12 protein-coding genes are annotated in these 16,567 nt (G+C 34.1%); 8 read left to right on the top strand and 4 right to left on the bottom strand.

All coding sequences use genetic code 11. The features are described from left to right. Positions 1-80 precede the first annotated feature (80 nt). Positions 81-1,430, top strand: coding sequence for an aspartate kinase (locus ACMHYH_RS07430; protein ID WP_414838779.1), 1,350 nt, complete (start codon positions 81-83; stop codon positions 1,428-1,430). 56 nt (positions 1,431-1,486) lie between these two features. On the opposite strand, the gene ACMHYH_RS07425 is transcribed toward ACMHYH_RS07430, so the two are convergent. Both ACMHYH_RS07425 and ACMHYH_RS07420 read right to left on the bottom strand, forming a co-directional pair. Then, positions 1,487-3,376 carry a heavy metal translocating P-type ATPase gene (locus ACMHYH_RS07425; RefSeq protein ID WP_414838778.1) on the bottom strand — a complete coding sequence of 630 codons (1,890 nt, stop codon included), beginning with the start codon at positions 3,374-3,376 and terminating at the stop codon, positions 1,487-1,489. A gap of 177 nt (positions 3,377-3,553) precedes the next feature. Next, on the bottom strand, positions 3,554-4,378 hold the full coding sequence (locus tag ACMHYH_RS07420; RefSeq protein ID WP_414838777.1) for an undecaprenyl-diphosphate phosphatase: 825 nt from the start codon (positions 4,376-4,378) through the stop codon (positions 3,554-3,556). A gap of 303 nt (positions 4,379-4,681) precedes the next feature. Here ACMHYH_RS07420 and ACMHYH_RS07415 point away from each other — a divergent pair, with 303 nt between their 5' ends. Then, positions 4,682-5,191 carry a PTS glucose transporter subunit IIA gene (locus ACMHYH_RS07415; RefSeq protein ID WP_414838776.1) on the top strand — a complete coding sequence of 170 codons (510 nt, stop codon included), beginning with the start codon at positions 4,682-4,684 and terminating at the stop codon, positions 5,189-5,191. 83 nt (positions 5,192-5,274) lie between these two features. Here the strand turns inward: ACMHYH_RS07415 and ACMHYH_RS07410 are convergent, their stop codons facing one another. Continuing rightward, positions 5,275-6,315, bottom strand: coding sequence for a lactonase family protein (locus tag ACMHYH_RS07410; RefSeq protein WP_414838775.1), 1,041 nt, complete (start codon positions 6,313-6,315; stop codon positions 5,275-5,277). A 12-nt stretch (positions 6,316-6,327) separates the two neighbouring features. Continuing rightward, positions 6,328-8,463 carry a CDP-glycerol glycerophosphotransferase family protein gene (locus ACMHYH_RS07405; protein ID WP_414838774.1) on the bottom strand — a complete coding sequence of 712 codons (2,136 nt, stop codon included), beginning with the start codon at positions 8,461-8,463 and terminating at the stop codon, positions 6,328-6,330. A gap of 233 nt (positions 8,464-8,696) precedes the next feature. Here ACMHYH_RS07405 and ACMHYH_RS07400 point away from each other — a divergent pair, with 233 nt between their 5' ends. The 6 genes from ACMHYH_RS07400 to eis all read left to right on the top strand — a co-directional run bounded on the left by ACMHYH_RS07400 (position 8,697) and on the right by eis (position 16,548). Further along, entirely contained in the window at positions 8,697-9,065 is a 369-nt protein-coding gene (locus ACMHYH_RS07400) for a PTS glucitol/sorbitol transporter subunit IIA (RefSeq protein WP_414838773.1), read from the top strand. Between the two features lie 41 nt (positions 9,066-9,106). Next, positions 9,107-10,312 carry an AI-2E family transporter gene (locus ACMHYH_RS07395; RefSeq protein WP_414838772.1) on the top strand — a complete coding sequence of 402 codons (1,206 nt, stop codon included), beginning with the start codon at positions 9,107-9,109 and terminating at the stop codon, positions 10,310-10,312. A 667-nt stretch (positions 10,313-10,979) separates the two neighbouring features. Then, positions 10,980-11,609 carry a TetR/AcrR family transcriptional regulator gene (locus tag ACMHYH_RS07390; protein ID WP_414838771.1) on the top strand — a complete coding sequence of 210 codons (630 nt, stop codon included), beginning with the start codon at positions 10,980-10,982 and terminating at the stop codon, positions 11,607-11,609. Positions 11,610-11,623: 14 nt separating this feature from the next. Further along, on the top strand, positions 11,624-13,345 hold the full coding sequence (locus ACMHYH_RS07385) for an ABC transporter ATP-binding protein (RefSeq protein ID WP_414838770.1): 1,722 nt from the start codon (positions 11,624-11,626) through the stop codon (positions 13,343-13,345). Beyond that, on the top strand, positions 13,345-15,186 hold the full coding sequence (locus tag ACMHYH_RS07380) for an ABC transporter ATP-binding protein (RefSeq protein WP_414838769.1): 1,842 nt from the start codon (positions 13,345-13,347) through the stop codon (positions 15,184-15,186). The genes ACMHYH_RS07385 and ACMHYH_RS07380 overlap by 1 nt, the downstream gene beginning before the upstream one ends. A gap of 168 nt (positions 15,187-15,354) precedes the next feature. Continuing rightward, the gene (eis, locus tag ACMHYH_RS07375) at positions 15,355-16,548 is read left to right on the top strand and encodes an enhanced intracellular survival protein Eis (protein ID WP_414838768.1); all 1,194 of its coding nucleotides are present in this window, start codon (positions 15,355-15,357) and stop codon (positions 16,546-16,548) included. Positions 16,549-16,567: the final 19 nt, after the last annotated feature.

The raw sequence follows: 16,567 nt of genomic DNA, 5'->3' as shown, positions 1-16,567 counted from the left end.
TTTTTTTGAAAAGCTTGATTCTTTCTCAAAAAAAAGAGAAAATAAGAAAAGTAAGTTAAGAAAAGAAAGAAGTGTATTTAATGAATGTGATAAAATTCGGTGGAAGTTCTCTAGCTTCAGGAGAACAAATAAAAAAAGTTTTACAAATTATTATGGATGATCCAAACCGTAAAATAGTTGTTGTTTCGGCCCCAGGCAAGCGGTCACCTGCAGATGAAAAAGTAACAGATCTCTTAATCAATCTGGGTATAGCCGCGCTAAAAGGTCAAGAAATAGAGAAAGAAATGGCGAAAATTTTATCTCGTTATCGTCTAATAGCTGAAGAATTAGAATTAGATTCGGTCATAATAGAAGAAATAAAAGCTAATTTATTGGAATTGGTGAATGGCGATAAAATGAATCCAGATTACTATCTGGATTCATTTAAAGCAAGTGGAGAAGACAATAACGCAAAACTTATTGCAGCTTATTTTAATAAAGAAGGGCTACCCGCTCGCTATGTTAATCCTAGAGAAGCAGGGTTATACGTAACAGATGAGCCAGGAAATGCTCAGATTTTAGCTGAGTCATATAAAAATTTATATCAGTTACGTAAAATAAAAGAAATCATTATTTTTCCGGGCTTTTTTGGTTACACTAAATCAGGTAAAATCTGTACTTTTTCACGAGGTGGTTCAGATATTACTGGTGCTATTTTAGCGAATGGTGTTCAGGCTTCTTTGTATGAAAACTTTACAGATGTAGATGCGATTTATGTAGCAAATCCATCAGTCGTGATGAATCCATGCGCAATCAAAGAATTAACTTATCGAGAAATGCGCGAATTATCTTATGCTGGTTTTTCTGTTCTACATGATGAGGCATTGTATCCTGCATTTAAAGAAGGAATTCCTGTTCAAATAAAAAATACAAATAATCCAAAGGCACCAGGTACTAGTATTCTGAAGAAACGCCAACTTGCTGATCAAGAAGTTGTTGGAATAGCAAGTTCTACTGGATTTTGTAGTATTTATATTGAAAAATATTTGATGAATCGTGAAATAGGTTTCGGTCGCCGTGTTCTTGAGATTTTAGAAGACCAAAACTTGAGTTATGAACATATGCCGTCAGGAATTGATGATTTAACTATTATCCTCAGAGAAAATCAATTATCTGAAAAAGGACAGCACGTATTAATCAATCGATTAAAGAATGAACTTTCAGCTGATAGCGTTGTAGTCGAGGGTAATTTAGCCTTGATTATGATTGTGGGCGAAGGTATGCGTCAAAATAGCGGAACGATGTCCAAAGCAGCAACTGCTCTTACTAGAAATCATATCAATATTGAAATGGTCAACCAAGGAGCATCTGAGGTTAGTTTTATGTTTGGTATTTCTGCAGATCAAGAAGAACAAGCTGTCAAGGCCTTATATCATGCATTTTTCGAATAATAGTTAAACAAAGTGAACAAAAAAGCGGTTAGGAATAGATCCTAGCCGCTTTTTATTCACTTTATTTTGGATGAAGCAGGATTTGTTTTTAATAACCTTAATCCATTTAAGATAACTAAAATAGTACTGCCTTCGTGGCCGACAACTCCTAAAGGCAAAGTGATAAGTTGAAATAAATTACTGATAATTAAAAGGACAATAACACTAATAGCGAAAACAATATTTTGAATTGTAATTTTTTTAAGGCGATTAGATAATTGGTGACTATAGGCTAATTGAGTTAAATCATTTTTCATAAGAACCACATCAGCAACGTCCATTGCGATATCTGTTCCAGCCCCCATTGCAATTCCAATAGAAGCATTTGCCAAAGCAGGTGCATCGTTAATACCGTCTCCAATCATTGCAATAGAACCGTATTTAATCTTCAATTCCTTAATTAATTCAGCTTTTTCATCAGGTAAACAATTTGCTTTGACTTCGTCAACACCGACAATTGCGCCAACTGTCGCTGCTGTTGCAGGGTTATCACCTGTAATCATAATAGTATAAACACCTTGAGATTTGAAATAATCAACCATTTGTTTTGCTTCTTCTTTAGGCGTATCAAGTAATCCAAAGTAAGCAACAACCTGATTATTTTTACTAATATAAATAACGGTTTTGCCTTCTTCTTGTAATGTTTCAGCTTTATCAGTAAAAAGAGTATTTTTTTCTATTAAAGCGTAGTCTTTTTTTCCGATTTTCCATTCTTCACCATAGGCTTTACCAGATAATCCATGACCAGTATGGTCTTTTAAATTTTCAATAACTAACTCGTGATCACTTGTTTCACTAAAAGCCTGAACGATTGCACGAGCAATGGGGTGTGTTGACGTTTTTTCCATAGCTACACAAACATTTATAATGGCTTGTTTATCTTCTTCAGGTTTGAAAAAAGACTCTGTTACTACCGGTTTCCCTTGCGTAAGTGTTCCAGTTTTATCAAAAGCAATAGCACGAATTTGGCCAAAGTTTTCGAGATATGATCCACCTTTAAATAAAATCCCTTTACGTGCACTGTTTGAAATGGCAGATAGCGTTGCTGGAGCAGCAGAAGCTACTAGCGCACAAGGAGAAGCGACCGTTAACAATACCATTCCTCGATAGAAAGATTCGTTCCATCCCCAATTTAAGATGAAATAGAAAATGGCAATCATAACTGGAACAAAGACAAGTACAGAAATAACATACTTATTTTCAATTGCTTCGATCATAGTGGCTGTCTTAGAAGGGGTACTTTGTGCTTCATCAACCATTCGTAGAATTTTAGCAAATAGAGTATTTGAACTATCTTTAGAGACTTGAACGGTAATTCCTTCTTGCAAATTAATGGTTCCACCAATCACTTCATCACCAGCAACTTTTTCTGAAGGGATAGATTCACCAGAAATAGCTGACTCATCGATTAAACCTTCTTTACTTAGTAAGATACCATCAATTGGAATAGTTGTTCCTTTGCTAACCATTAATTTATCTCCAATAGATAGTGAGGAAGTTGGAATTTCTTTAATAGAACCATCTGGTTGAATCAGCATGGCACTTTCTGGTGTTAAATTCATTAATTCAGTAATCGCTTTAGTACTTTTATTTGTTGCATAGACTTCAAGCGAACCACTTAGAGAAAAAATAAAAATAAGTAAAGCTCCTTCCATCCAATAACCAATAGCTGAAGCCCCTAGTGCAGCTAGAACCATTAATATATCAACATTTAATTTTTTGTTTTGGATAGTATCTTGTAAGCCTTCTTTTGCTTGATGAAAACCTCCAATAATAAAAGAAGAAATATAAACGAGTGCTGCAATTGTAGTATAGCCAGTAAATGTAAAAAATAGGCCAATTATAATGAGCAATCCACTGAGTATTGTTGCGACCATAGGTTTATTTTCTTTAAATAATAGGCTCATCTTTTTTGCTCCTTTTTTTATAAACATTAGATTTGAATCTATCATAACACAAATCGTTATCAGATTGTAATGATTATAAATAACTGAGAATGATTATCGTTATCAATAACAAAAAACAAAAAAAAGACCCCTTAAAGATAAGAAGTCTTTTTGATAAAAAAGCAGAAAGTATTGCAATTAATTAAAGAAAACAAAATAGCCGATTACGAGGATACCTAAAACAATACGGTACCAACCAAAAGCTTTAAAATCATTATTTTTAATATAGCCTAATAAGAATTTAATGGCAAAGACTGAAACAGCAAAAGCGACAATCATACCTGTTAGTAAAATAGCTACCTCCATACCAGTAAAATCAAAGCCAAATTTAATTAGTTTTAAGGCACTTGCTCCAAACATAATAGGAATGGATAAAAAGAAAGAATACTCTGCTGCAATATAACGCGAAGAGCCAAGTAAAATAGCTCCTAAAATAGTTGCACCTGAGCGAGACGTACCCGGAATGAGTGCGAGAACTTGAAATATCCCAATTAAAAAGGCTGTTTTATAGGTTAACTCATTAAAGGTCTGAATAGTTCCTTTGTGGTTTTTATTGCGATTTTCAATAACAATAAATAAAATACCATAAATAATGAGTGTGATAGCTACAGTAATGTAATTATATAAGTGATCATTCAGCCAGTTATCGAATAAAAACCCTAAAACAGCAGCTGGTAGAACTCCAATGATGACTTTATACCAAATAGACATCGTTTCTTTTTTCTCAATACTCGTTTTCTTAGGAGAAAAAGGGTTTAATTTATGGAAAAAAAGTAGTACAACTGCAAGAATAGCTCCGAGTTGAATAACCACAAAAAACATTTCTTTAAATGCAGCAGATGCATCTAGTTGAATAAATTCTTCAACTAAAATCATGTGTCCAGTACTGCTAATTGGCAGCCACTCTGTAATACCTTCAACGATACCAAGGAAAATCGCTTTTAATAGTTCAATAAAGATCATAATAAACTCCTTTTATTTTTATTTTTCATTGTACATAAAAATAAGTATACCTAATTTTACTTAAACATCCAAATAAATTTAAGAAAATAATTGTTGGAAAGTAATAATAAGGATTTATGATTGAAGAAAATCAGAAAGTATCCATCTGATAAAAAAATGTACACGTAGTTTAAAATGAAAGTTACTAGATGGCTGTGGCCTATTTATCTATAAAAAAACTGTTGTTTATGGTATGATAATTAAGAAGTCTTTTCAATTAGGCTAAATAAAAAATACCAAATTACTTAAGGGAGATGGATAAAAATGGGATTATTCGATTTTTTAAAGAAAAAAGATGAAGCATCAACTAGCAACACAATTAAACTATACGCACCAGCTAATGGGAAGTTAGTTTCAATAGAAGAAGTTTCAGATCCGGTGTTTTCTCAAAAAATGATGGGTAACGGGTTTGCTGTTATTCCAACAGATGGTAAAATTACGTCACCAGTAGCTGGAAAAGTTCTAAGTGTTTTCCCAACAAAGCACGCAGTAGGGATTTTACTTGAAAATGGCATTGAAGTTTTACTTCATATGGGTTTAGATACAGTAGAATTAAACGGTGCACCTTTTGAAACAGTTGTTAAAGAAGGCGACCAAATAGATGAAAATACAGTTGTTTCAACAGTCAATTTAGTAGCACTTGAAGTAGCAGGAAAAGACAATGCAATGGTTGTTGTCTTTACTAATATGGACAAAGTTGCTGATTTCACGTTAAATACGACTGGAACGGTTTCTGCAAAAACAGAAATTGGTTCAATCTCAGCTAACGCATAAGAATAACTAGAAAAAAAGAACCTTCCCTATACTTTATTATAGGGAAGGTTCTTTTTTTTAGTAGAAATAAATAAGTTAAGTGCTTAGAGTGAGTCAAAAAGGACACAAACGCATTCAGGAACATAAACGTTTTTTTGAAGCAAAGACAATTTTCCAGTTTCTTTATTTCGCTCGAATAAGGTTAAGTTATCTGAGTCTTGATGAGCGACAACAATAAATTGTCCGGTAGGATCGATATCAAAATCACGCGGAATTTTTCCTTCGGAAGGAATAATTTCAACTAAACTCAATAAGTTATTTTCTGGTGAGACGCTAAAAACAGCAATAGAATCGTGCCCACGATTTGACGCATAGACAAATTTTCCATCTTGTGACATACGAATAGCTGCACCACCGTTAAATTCAGTATACCCAGCAGGGATAGTAGGGATAGTTTGGGCAACTGTAAATGCTCCAGTACTCAGATTGTAGCGTAATGTTAGCACGTCACTGCTTAATTCCCCAAACAAATAAGCTGTTTCTTGGTTTGGATGGAAAACTAAATGTCGAGGACCTGTACCAGGAGCAACATTTAGACGACTAACTTCAGATAATTTCCCATTATCACTGACAGCGTAAGTATAAACAGCGTCTGTCCCAAGATCACAGGCGATGACGTAACGTCCATCTGGAGACAAATCAAAGTAATGGGCATGTGGAACCTGTTGGTTTTCATGAATGCTTGATCCACTATGTTTGACTGTATCTAATAAAGTTAATTGACCTTCTTTATTGGTTTTTAAAACAGAAACTTCTCCTTTATGGTAATTAGCTGTATAAATAAAAGAGCGGACCTCATCATAGCTTACATAACAAGGAGGAGCCCCTGGTGCAGAAACTAGACCAGATGGAATGAGTTCATTCGACTCGTCTCTTTTAAAAGCGACGAGTGCTCCTTCTTCATTTTCTTTTGAAATAGCATACAATCTAGTTTTATCGTGAGATAAAGTTAGGTAAGTTGGATTATCTGCTTGAACTAGGAAAGAAGAATGAGTTAATTTTTTATTTACTGTGTCCAATTGAATCGTATAAATGCCTTTACTTTCTCTTTTAGTATAGGTACCTAAATAAATTGTTTCATTCACGACTAGTTCCTCCTATACTTTTTTATTAGTGGTTGTTTTTTTTGCTACTAACTGACTAACAGCTTCATAAATCCGCTGATTCGAATGAGTATCTCTATATTCAAGTAGAGCATCTGCTTTTTTCTGGTTTTTAGTACTCATCTTGAAGTTATTTTTACCAATTTGATCAAGCAAATAGATCAGATTTTCTTCATTACAAGTAACTTCTCCAGGTAACTCATTAGAATACAGCTCTGTAACAGAGTCTATTTTATCTTTATCTGGACCTTGAACATCTGGTTGGAAAAAACAAACAGGTTTAGTTAAAAAACTAAAATCAAAAGCAAGAGGGTGGTAATCTGTAATGAAGACACTGCTTGTATTCAGTAAAGTAAGCATATCTGCTTGTTCTTGTAAAACTACTGTACAGCCTAATGAAATAAAGTGTTCTAAATAACCAGCCATTGCGTGAGGTAAAGCAACTGTGGCAGATAGATCATAAGCGGCAAGAAAAGGTTTAAATTCTTTGTGCTGGATAACAGCTGTAAATTTTTCTACTGTTCGTAGAATAGATTCTGTTTGATAGTCTAATCCAGCTTCTTGGTCTGCTGGGCAGAATAGCAGTTGTTTAGTCGGGTTAGTAGCAGATGGTGAAGCCAATAATTTATCAAAGCGAGGCAATCCAGTTAGGACTACTTGTTCTTCAGGATAACCTAAAGTATCAACCACATATCTTCTTTCATGTTTAGAACTAACAATGAATAAATCTGTTTTGAAAAATTTAGTTAAGAAACCATATGTTTGTTTTAAGGGTTGTAGGCCAATAATATTGTTTTGTAATAAAACTCTTTTTGCCCCAAAAACATCTAGCCATAGAGGGTTACGAGTTGGGTAGATATGATAAGGAGCTTGACTTGTTAAAATAACTTGAGCCTTTATTAAAAACTGAATATATTTTTTTGATTTGAACAATAGAATTCTTTCACTATCAAATGAAATAGCTTTTTCATAGTCAACAGAATGTTTATCTAACACATAAAAAGCATTTATTTCAGGATGATTTTCACGTAAATAACAAAAGAATAGCCAACCACAACTGCGTGCTTCAAGAGGCTTTTCACCGATAATCCAATAGCCCTCTTCTTTAATAAAAGGTTTAATAAAGCGAGAAACCCCTCTAACTTCCTTATAATACTCATAAATCTCTTTTTGATACTTTGTTGCGGCTAATGAAAGTCCATCGTATTGTTCAGTAAAATTTGGTGAAAAAACATAAACAGATTTTCCATAAGCGATATCTCGATTTTTAAATATTTTACGTGATTCTAAATCCTGTGTACCAGAAACTCTGATAACAGTAGGTTCAAATAAACCGTTTAAGTAGACTTCAAAATAAAAGTCGAAGTCTTCATCACCATTGCCACGAATAAATAATTCTGTAGCAAGTGAAGTTAAATCAACTGAGATTGTATAGTCATACTGGTAAAGGTGATTGACTTGTTTTAAGTCCTTTGAATGATGATTTGAATGTAAAACAAGTTTGTAACCAGATCGGCGTCCAACCATGACAGCATCAATACGATTAATAGCAATAGCTTTAGACACTATTTCGCCTTCAATAACAAGTGTATTCTTCTTTTTAGACTCAATTTTTTTGATTTTACTAGAGTGAATATAACGAATACTTCGGACTGGAACATTTACAGTGAAGCAGAAGCCTTTTGTTTTACGGCTAAAATAAGGGAAAATATCATTTCCCTGATCTTTAAATTGGGATAAACCAATAGAATTAAAGTGATCAAATTTATCTAATGAGAGGGGTTCGTCTTTTTTAATCCATTTAGAATGTTCTAAATAATATAAACCAAAATAAAATTCGAAATGTGCTTTTGGATTTTCACCAGTGTGCTGACGAATAAACTCACGGATACTTAACGTGAACTGGTATGTAGAGCTATTTATTTTTTTAGCCAAAAAGGGGTAACGTTTACCTGTCTCTCTATGCAGGATATAAAATTCATCTAACTTGGCTGATTGGTATTTTGAAAGGATTACGGTCGTTGTAATCACATCTTCAATTTTTTGAATAGTAAAAGAAGGATGAGTCTGAATTTTTTGGAAATCTTGATCGGCTTCTTCTTTGATCTGGATATCATTATTGGATGACATAAAATTTTACCTCCATTATCGCGTGATGAATACTTTTTCACTCACTTTATCATAACAGTCTGCTCATAGGTAGGCAAACGATTTTCATTAAATAATACGGACTTTTTGGTAAATAAGTCTAAAAAGAGGGTGATTGCTAAGCAACGAACGCGAAATAGGGTTTTCTTTACCATTATAATAAAGGATATGCTAAAATATAAGGGCAGTAAGAGAACGTTTGATTAAAGAAAGGAATGAACAAAATGTTAGTTGGAACGGTTACATCTATTGGGGAACAAGCTATTTCTAAAAAAGATCCAATTATTATATTATTCGGAGAACAAGCAACAAAGGACTTGCGTTCTGTTTCCATTATCCAATCCTTTAAAGAAGGACAGGAGAAAGTAAAATTAATGCCAGGAAAATCTGTATTTTTTGATGATCAAGAATACACTATCTTAGAAGTAGGAAGCCTAGCTAATGAACATTTAAATACGATAGGCCATGTAACATTACATTTTTCAGAAGTACCTAGCGAAGATAGATTAGCTAGTGGGCTTTATTTGAAGCCTTTTAAAGTACCAAAAATTAAAGTTGGCTCAATGATTCATTACGCAAAATGACTAAACTAACCTAGTTACAGTCAATGAAAGAGGTGAAACGGATGAAACAAGAGGAGTCAGCTACAGTTAAGCATGCTGCTACTTGGTTTTGGAAATGGATTTTAAACAATAAAGTTGTCTCTATTTTACTAATTTCTTTATTAGTCTTATTAAACATACTAGCTTTTTCAAAAATATCTTATATTTTCAATCCGTTAAAAGATTTTACTAGTGTAGTAGGTTTACCCATCTTAATGGCTGGAATCATCTACTACTTAGTAAATCCTATTATTGATTGGTTGGAAACCAAACAGTTTCCTCGTATGGCAGGAATTTTTCTCATTTTTGTTATTATTAGCGCGCTTATTGTTTGGGGAGCAACAACGTTGATTCCGATTATTAGGGAACAAACAATGAGTTTAATAAAGAATTGGCCTAATTACTGGGATAGCTTGGTTTCCCAAGTTGATAGTCTTTTAAGAAGCGATATTTTTTCTCAATTTCAGCAACAATTAAATGAAATCACAGAAAATATTATGTCTTCTATATCTAAGGAAGCATCTAATTTAGTGAATACAACTGTTTCTGGAATAGGAAATGTTGTTGGAGCAGTCACTAATGTTTTTGTTGCTTTGATTACGATGCCATTTATATTATTTTACCTCTTGAAAGATGGAAAAAAATTGCCTTATTATTTTATGAAAATTGTCCCAACAAAATTGAGACTATCTACTTATAAATTACTAGGAGAAATCAATAATCAAATTAGCCAATATATTCGTGGTCAACTTCTTGTTGCTTTTTTCGTCGCAATTATGTTCTGGATTGGGTTTGCGATTGTTGGATTGGAATATGCAGTAACCTTAGGTGTGATGGCAGGGTTTTTGAATTTAATTCCTTATTTAGGTTCATTTATAGCGATGGTACCTGTTCTTATAATTGCTTTTGTCACTTCACCAGCGATGTTGATAAAAGTTTTAATTGTTTTTGGAATTGAGCAGATGATTGAAGGAAGAGTGATTCAACCTCAAATTCTAGGAAGCAATTTAGATATTCATCCAATAACAATTATCATTGTTTTATTGACATCAGGCAAACTTTTTGGGGTACCTGGTGTTATCTTAGGAATTCCTGGGTATGCAGTATTAAAAGTTATTGTTGAAACGGTTTTTTCTTGGTATAAAAATATTTCTGGATTGTATGAAGGCGACTTTAATCCAGCTTATGAGCCGAATATAGTGAGTAGGAAAAAGAAAAAAACTAAGTAGCATAAAAATAAGAAAAAGATTTGAGATACTCTCAATTCTTTTTCTTATTTTTTATGCTATTTTTTCTAAAGGGCTGGCTTTTTAGAGTGTATTAGCCATCATTTTAAAAGCAGATTTTATTAGAAACGAATCCAATTGCTCGACTTATCTTTGTATAATTAAACGTTTTATTACTAGCGTTAGGAATGTCGATTCAAACTTCCAAACCAGAAGAAGGATGCCATTGCATTCCTAATAGGGCGAGCTATAACAACTTTATGAGTAATTTTTTCATATATCCATTAAATAAGACTGCTCTCTCTTATGCCTCACCAGATAAGTCGCCTAAAAGGCTCTCTTTTCCAAGTGATTTTTAAGCGTTAAGCAAGTCCTGATCCATTTCAGAAACAGCTATATCGTATAAGGCAGTGTTTTCAATCATATGAGCAGGATGCGTTTTTTAAAGGTTCACTAGAAGCATCTGTTACGGCCTTCTTTTAAAAAAATCAGATATCTAAAAAGCTTGTTAGCAGCAATAAAAAGTTGCAACAGATTGACACTTTTTTCAGAAAACGAATTCATTTAAAGATGCGAGCAAAGATACTTGATATTCTATTTTTGATGCCTTATAATGACAAGGCGTCATAGTGACGACTTGTCACTTTTAAAACGGAAAGGACTGAAAAGAGTGCCGACTAAAACATTTTTTAATTTATCAAAAGAAAAGCAAAGTAGGTTAATTGTTGCTGCTTCAGAAGAATTTTCGCGTGTTTCTTTAAATGAAGCTTCTATTAACAATATTATAAAGACAGCTGAAATTTCACGTGGTAGCTTTTATCAGTATTTTGAAAATAAAGAAGACTTGTATTACTATTATTTGGGTTTACTTAAGAGAGATACTCATGCCATGTTGGTAGAAAGCTTTAAAGAAGCGGATGGAGATTTATTTGAGGGGTTGAGAATTTTTTTCCCACAGGTCCTTACGTTAATCATGCATAAAGAAAAAATTGCTTTTTTTAAGCATTTATTCTTACACATGGATTATCGAACAGGAACAGAAGTAGCCCCAGATACTGTTAGACACTGCGAGTCAAATAAGAAATCAAAAGATACATTAAAAAAATACATTAATGTAGAAAAATTAGATTTAGTAGATGTAGCAGATTTTCCAATTCTCATTAAATTTATGATGTCTACTTTATTTGGAACAATAGGTGAAGGATTCAATAAAAAAAGTTCAGAAGAAGAAATTATTTCAAGATTTAACAAAAAAATGAAATGGATTGAACATGGTGTCAGAAAAGACCCATCCAATTAGGAGGAAATGAAATTATGATTAAATTAGCTAAACGGATGAATGGCTTAGCAGTAATGGGAGCAATCGCATTTATGATTATCCAAGTAGTCAGTGATCTTTACTTGCCCAATCTAACTGCAGATATTATAGACAACGGAATAGCAATGGGAGACATTGATTACATCGTCTCAGTAGGAATCAAAATGCTTGGATTTTCATTATTGGGTGTTGTTGCAGCAACAGGGAATGTTTATTTAGCATCGCAACAATCACAGTTATTAGGCAAGAGCATTCGAAGCAGTGTCTTTAAAAAAGTTTCGTACTTTTCTAATGATGCAATTGATGAGATTGGCACGTCTTCCCTTATTACGAGAACAACCAATGACGTTGTTCAAATTCAAATGGTTGTTATGATGGCATTAAGAATGATGATACAAGCGCCAATTATGCTAGTTGGAGCAGGAATCATGGCTTATACTAGAGAGCCCAAGCTAGCGAGTATCTTTTTATTTGTTTTGCCAATTTTAGCTATTTTTATGGCAACAATTATGTATTTTGCCGTTCCTTATTTCAAGAAAATGCAAAGTAAAACAGACCGATTAAACTTAGTCTTTCGTGAAGGTTTGACAGGTATTCGTGTTATTCGAGCATTCAACCGCAACGATTCAGAAACGGAACGCTTCGATGAAGCCAATAAAGATTTTGCGAATACATCGATTAAAGCCAATACAATTATGAGTTTCTTATTGCCAGTGATGACGTTAATTATTAGTGCAACAAATATTTCAATTATTTGGTTTGGTGGTCAGTATATTGGTGATGGTCTGATGGAAGTTGGTAACCTGATTACCTTTATGACTTACGCTTTTCAAATATTAATGAGCTTTATGATGCTTGCGATGATTTTCGTTTTCATTCCTAGAGCACAAGTATCTGCTGCTCGTATTAATAAAGTATTAGCAACAGAAAGTATGGTTAAAGATCCAGAAAAACCAATTAAAGTAAATAGGGCAGACAAAGGCACAATAGCCTTTGAACAGGTTGATTTTCGTTATACTGGAGCTGAACAGTTAGCTCTTGAAAAGATTGATTTCAAAGGGACTAAAGGTGAAATGATAGCTGTTATTGGAGGAACTGGTTCAGGTAAATCTACGCTAGCGAACTTAATTGCACGTTTTTATGACGTTGAATCTGGTAGCATTAAAATCAATGGTGTAGACATACGCGATACGACTCAAAAAGACTTGCGTAGTATGATGGGGTATGCTCCTCAAAAAGCTCTTTTATTTACTGGAACAATTCGCTCAAATATACAATATGGAAAGCCTGATGCAACAGATGAAGAAATCTGGCAGGCATTAGAAGTAGCGCAAGCGAAAGAATTTGTTTCAGAACTATCAAGTGGATTAGATAGTCATGTTGAACAAGGGGGGAGCAATTTCTCTGGTGGCCAAAAACAACGTTTAAGCATTGCTCGTGCGCTAGTTTCTAAAGGCGATATACTTATTTTTGATGATTCTTTTTCGGCTTTAGATTTTAAAACAGATGCAACTTTGAGAGAAGCATTGATTGAAGAAGCAAAAGATTCGGTTGTCGTTATTATCGCACAGAGAATTAGTACGGTAATGAATGCTGACACAATTTTAGTAATGGAAGCCGGCAAAGTAGTTGGAAAAGGGACCCACGAAGAATTGAAAGCAACCAATGAAACGTATCAAGAAATCATGAACTCACAAATGAGAGAGGAGGAACTGTAATGAGAAATTCGGGACCAAAGGGTCAAGTACGTAAAGCGAAAAACTTCTGGGGGACGTTAAAAAGATTGCTCGGCTATATGTCTAGTCGCATGCTTGCAATCGGCTTAGTATTCGTCTTAGCCATTGTAGGTACAGTGCTACAAACGAGAACACCAAAAATTTTAGGTGAAGCGACAACTGAAATATTTAAAGGTGTCATGGTTGGTATGAAAATGAAAGAAGCCGGCCAAGTTGTCGAAAAATTGCCAATCGATTTTGATATTATCAAAAACGTCTTATATACTGTTGCTCTCTTGTACGTCTTATCGGCAGTATTTCAATATTTTCAACAATTTACGATGACTCGCGTAGCTCAAAGAACAGTATATGATTTACGCAAAGAATTAAAAGATAAAATGAATAGAGTTCCAATGAGTTATTACGATACGCACTCTAACGGAGATATTATGTCACGTGCCGTCAATGATATGGATAATATTGCAAACACATTGCAGCAAACACTCAATCAATTCGTGAATAGTTTTGTTTTATTTTTCGCGGTATTGTATATGATGCTAAGTATTAGCTTACAAATGACTCTTATTGCTTTTGTGACTGTTCCATTAAGCGTATTGGTCATTAGCTTAATTGCACCAAGATCGCAAAAACTATTTGGTGCACAACAAAAAAAATTAGGCTTACTAAATGACCAAGTTGAAGAAACGTATGCTGGTCATGTGATTGTTAAAATTTATAATCGTGAAGATGCAGAAATCGACTTGTTTGAAAAACAAAATGAAGAATTGTATCAATCTTCTTGGAAAGCTCAATTCTTTTCTGGTTTCGTTATGCCATTGATGAACTTTGTTAAGAATATCGGCTATGTGTTGGTTGCTGTTGTTGGAGGAATTAACGTAGCGAATGGGACGATGACCTTAGGAAATGTTCAAGCGTTCTTACAATATACCAATCAATTTAGTCAACCAATGAGCCAGATGGCAAACCTAGTAAATACCATTCAAGCGACAATCGCTTCAGCAGAACGGGTTTTTGAAGTATTGGATGAAGAAGAAATGACAGATGAAAAATCTACTATCGTTCCTATTTCAAACTCTCCTTACAAGGTTTCTTTTGATCATGTTCAGTTTGGTTATGGCGATGATGAATTATTGATGAATGACTTTAACTTAAATGTTAAAGAAGGCCAGATGATTGCAATTGTTGGTCCAACAGGCGCAGGTAAATCAACTTTAATTAACCTCTTAGAACGTTTTTATGATGTAAAGGGTGGAAGTATCAAATTAGATGGCGTAGATACAAGAGATATGACCCGTGAAGAATTGCGTTCGCATTTTAGTATGGTATTGCAAGATACCTGGTTATTTAATGGAACAATTTTAGATAATATTAAATACGGTAGCGAAAAATATGGCCAAGATGAAGAACGAGTTGCAGCTGCGAATAAAGCAGCCCACGTAGATGATTTTGTCCATACCTTACCTGAAGGATACGCTACTATCTTAAATGAAGAAGGCAGCAATATTTCTCTTGGTCAACGTCAATTGATAACGATAGCTAGAGCCTTTTTAGTTGATCCAGAAGTCTTAATTTTAGACGAAGCGACCTCTAGTGTTGATACGAGAACTGAAATCTTGATTCAAAAAGCGATGCGTAAACTATTAAAAGGCAGAACAAGTTTTGTCGTTGCCCACAGATTGTCGACTATTCGTGATGCAGATAAAATTATTGTTATGAACGAAGGAGACGTAATGGAAACAGGTACACACGATGAATTAATGGCAAAAGATGGTTTTTACGCTGATTTATACAACAGTCAGTTTGCTGAAAAACCAGCTGTTTAAAAACAGGAGAACTTTAGAACCTCCCCACATAAAGGTTAGTCTTTGTATGTGGGGGTTTTTTGTTTTGTCAGAAAGGATAAAACAATAGAAAAGAATCCAGAATAAAGATTCCCGGACATTAGGGAGTATGGTAAACTAAAAGAAAAAACAAGAAAAAGAGGCCAATAAATGACTACATATAAAACGGTGCAGTTTGATCAATATGAAGAAATGTTTGACTTAGCAAATTATGCATTCAATAAAGAAAAAACAGCAAGTCGTGAAAAAAAGTTCAATGAACTTTGTGTGATTTCAGATTGCTATGGTGCGTTTAAGGAAGAGACCTTATTGAGTCAACTAATTGTTCGTCCAATGGAAGTTTATTTGCACGGTCAAACCTTCAAAATGGGTGGAATTGGTTCAGTAGCGAGCTATCCTGAAAATAGAGGAGGAGGGGATATCGCAAAGTTAATGACACATGCTTTAGAAAAAATGCATGAACAAGGCCAAACGTTATCTTACTTGGCGCCTTTTTCTTATCCTTTTTACCGTAGATATGGTTATGAACAGTGCTTCGATGAATTGCACTACACGATTGACGTAAGTGAGTTACCTAAAATGAAAAAAACAAATGGAACGATTCGTCGAATGGAATGGGAAGAGGCAAAACCAACTCTTAAAGAAATGTATGAAAAACGATACGCAACAAGCGTCGGACCATTAAAGCGTAGTGAATGGGATTGGGAATTTTTAATGTTATCTAGAGAAGACTCTTTTATTGCTGTTTATTATGATGAAGATGGGCTAGCTCAAGGTTATTTGATGTATTCTTTTAAAGGCCAAAAAGCCGGCACATTTGTTTTACAAGAAATGGTTTACCTGACACAATCTGCTTTTAAAGAAAGTTGGAATTTTATTTCTTCACATAAAGCTAGTTTTCACACTTTTTTTTATAAAGCAGGTGCACACGAAAAGATTGCGTACTTATTTGATAATCCTAGAATCAAACAAGAACTAGTGCCTTATATGATGGCACGAATTGTGACGTTTGAAGAGTTTCTACTAGCCTATCCTTTCAAAGAGCAAGCTAACGAAACCTTTTATTTAGAAGTTAAAGATGAGCAAGCGCATTGGAATGCTGGTATCTGGAAGGTAGAATTATTTTTGACAACCAGAAAAGTGACTCGTATAACAGAAAAAAAAGATGTGCCAAAAGACTCTCTTCTTTCTGGAACCATCCAATACTGGACACAAATTTTTATGAATTATCGGACAATAGAAGAAGCAGCTTTTTTTGATCGCATTCAAGGAGACGATCGATTAATAAAAAATCTTTCAAGAAGGATTCCAGCGGGTACGCCAGTTTTATTTGATTACTTTTGATTTCATAAATCGTTATAGT

It is taken from the genome of Carnobacterium sp. TMP28 (assembly GCF_047553015.1).
In the GTDB taxonomy this organism is placed as follows: Bacteria; Bacillota; Bacilli; order Lactobacillales; family Carnobacteriaceae; genus Carnobacterium_A.
Note: the sequence above shows the minus strand (reverse complement) of the source record. Positions and strands in the feature narration are given on the sequence as shown.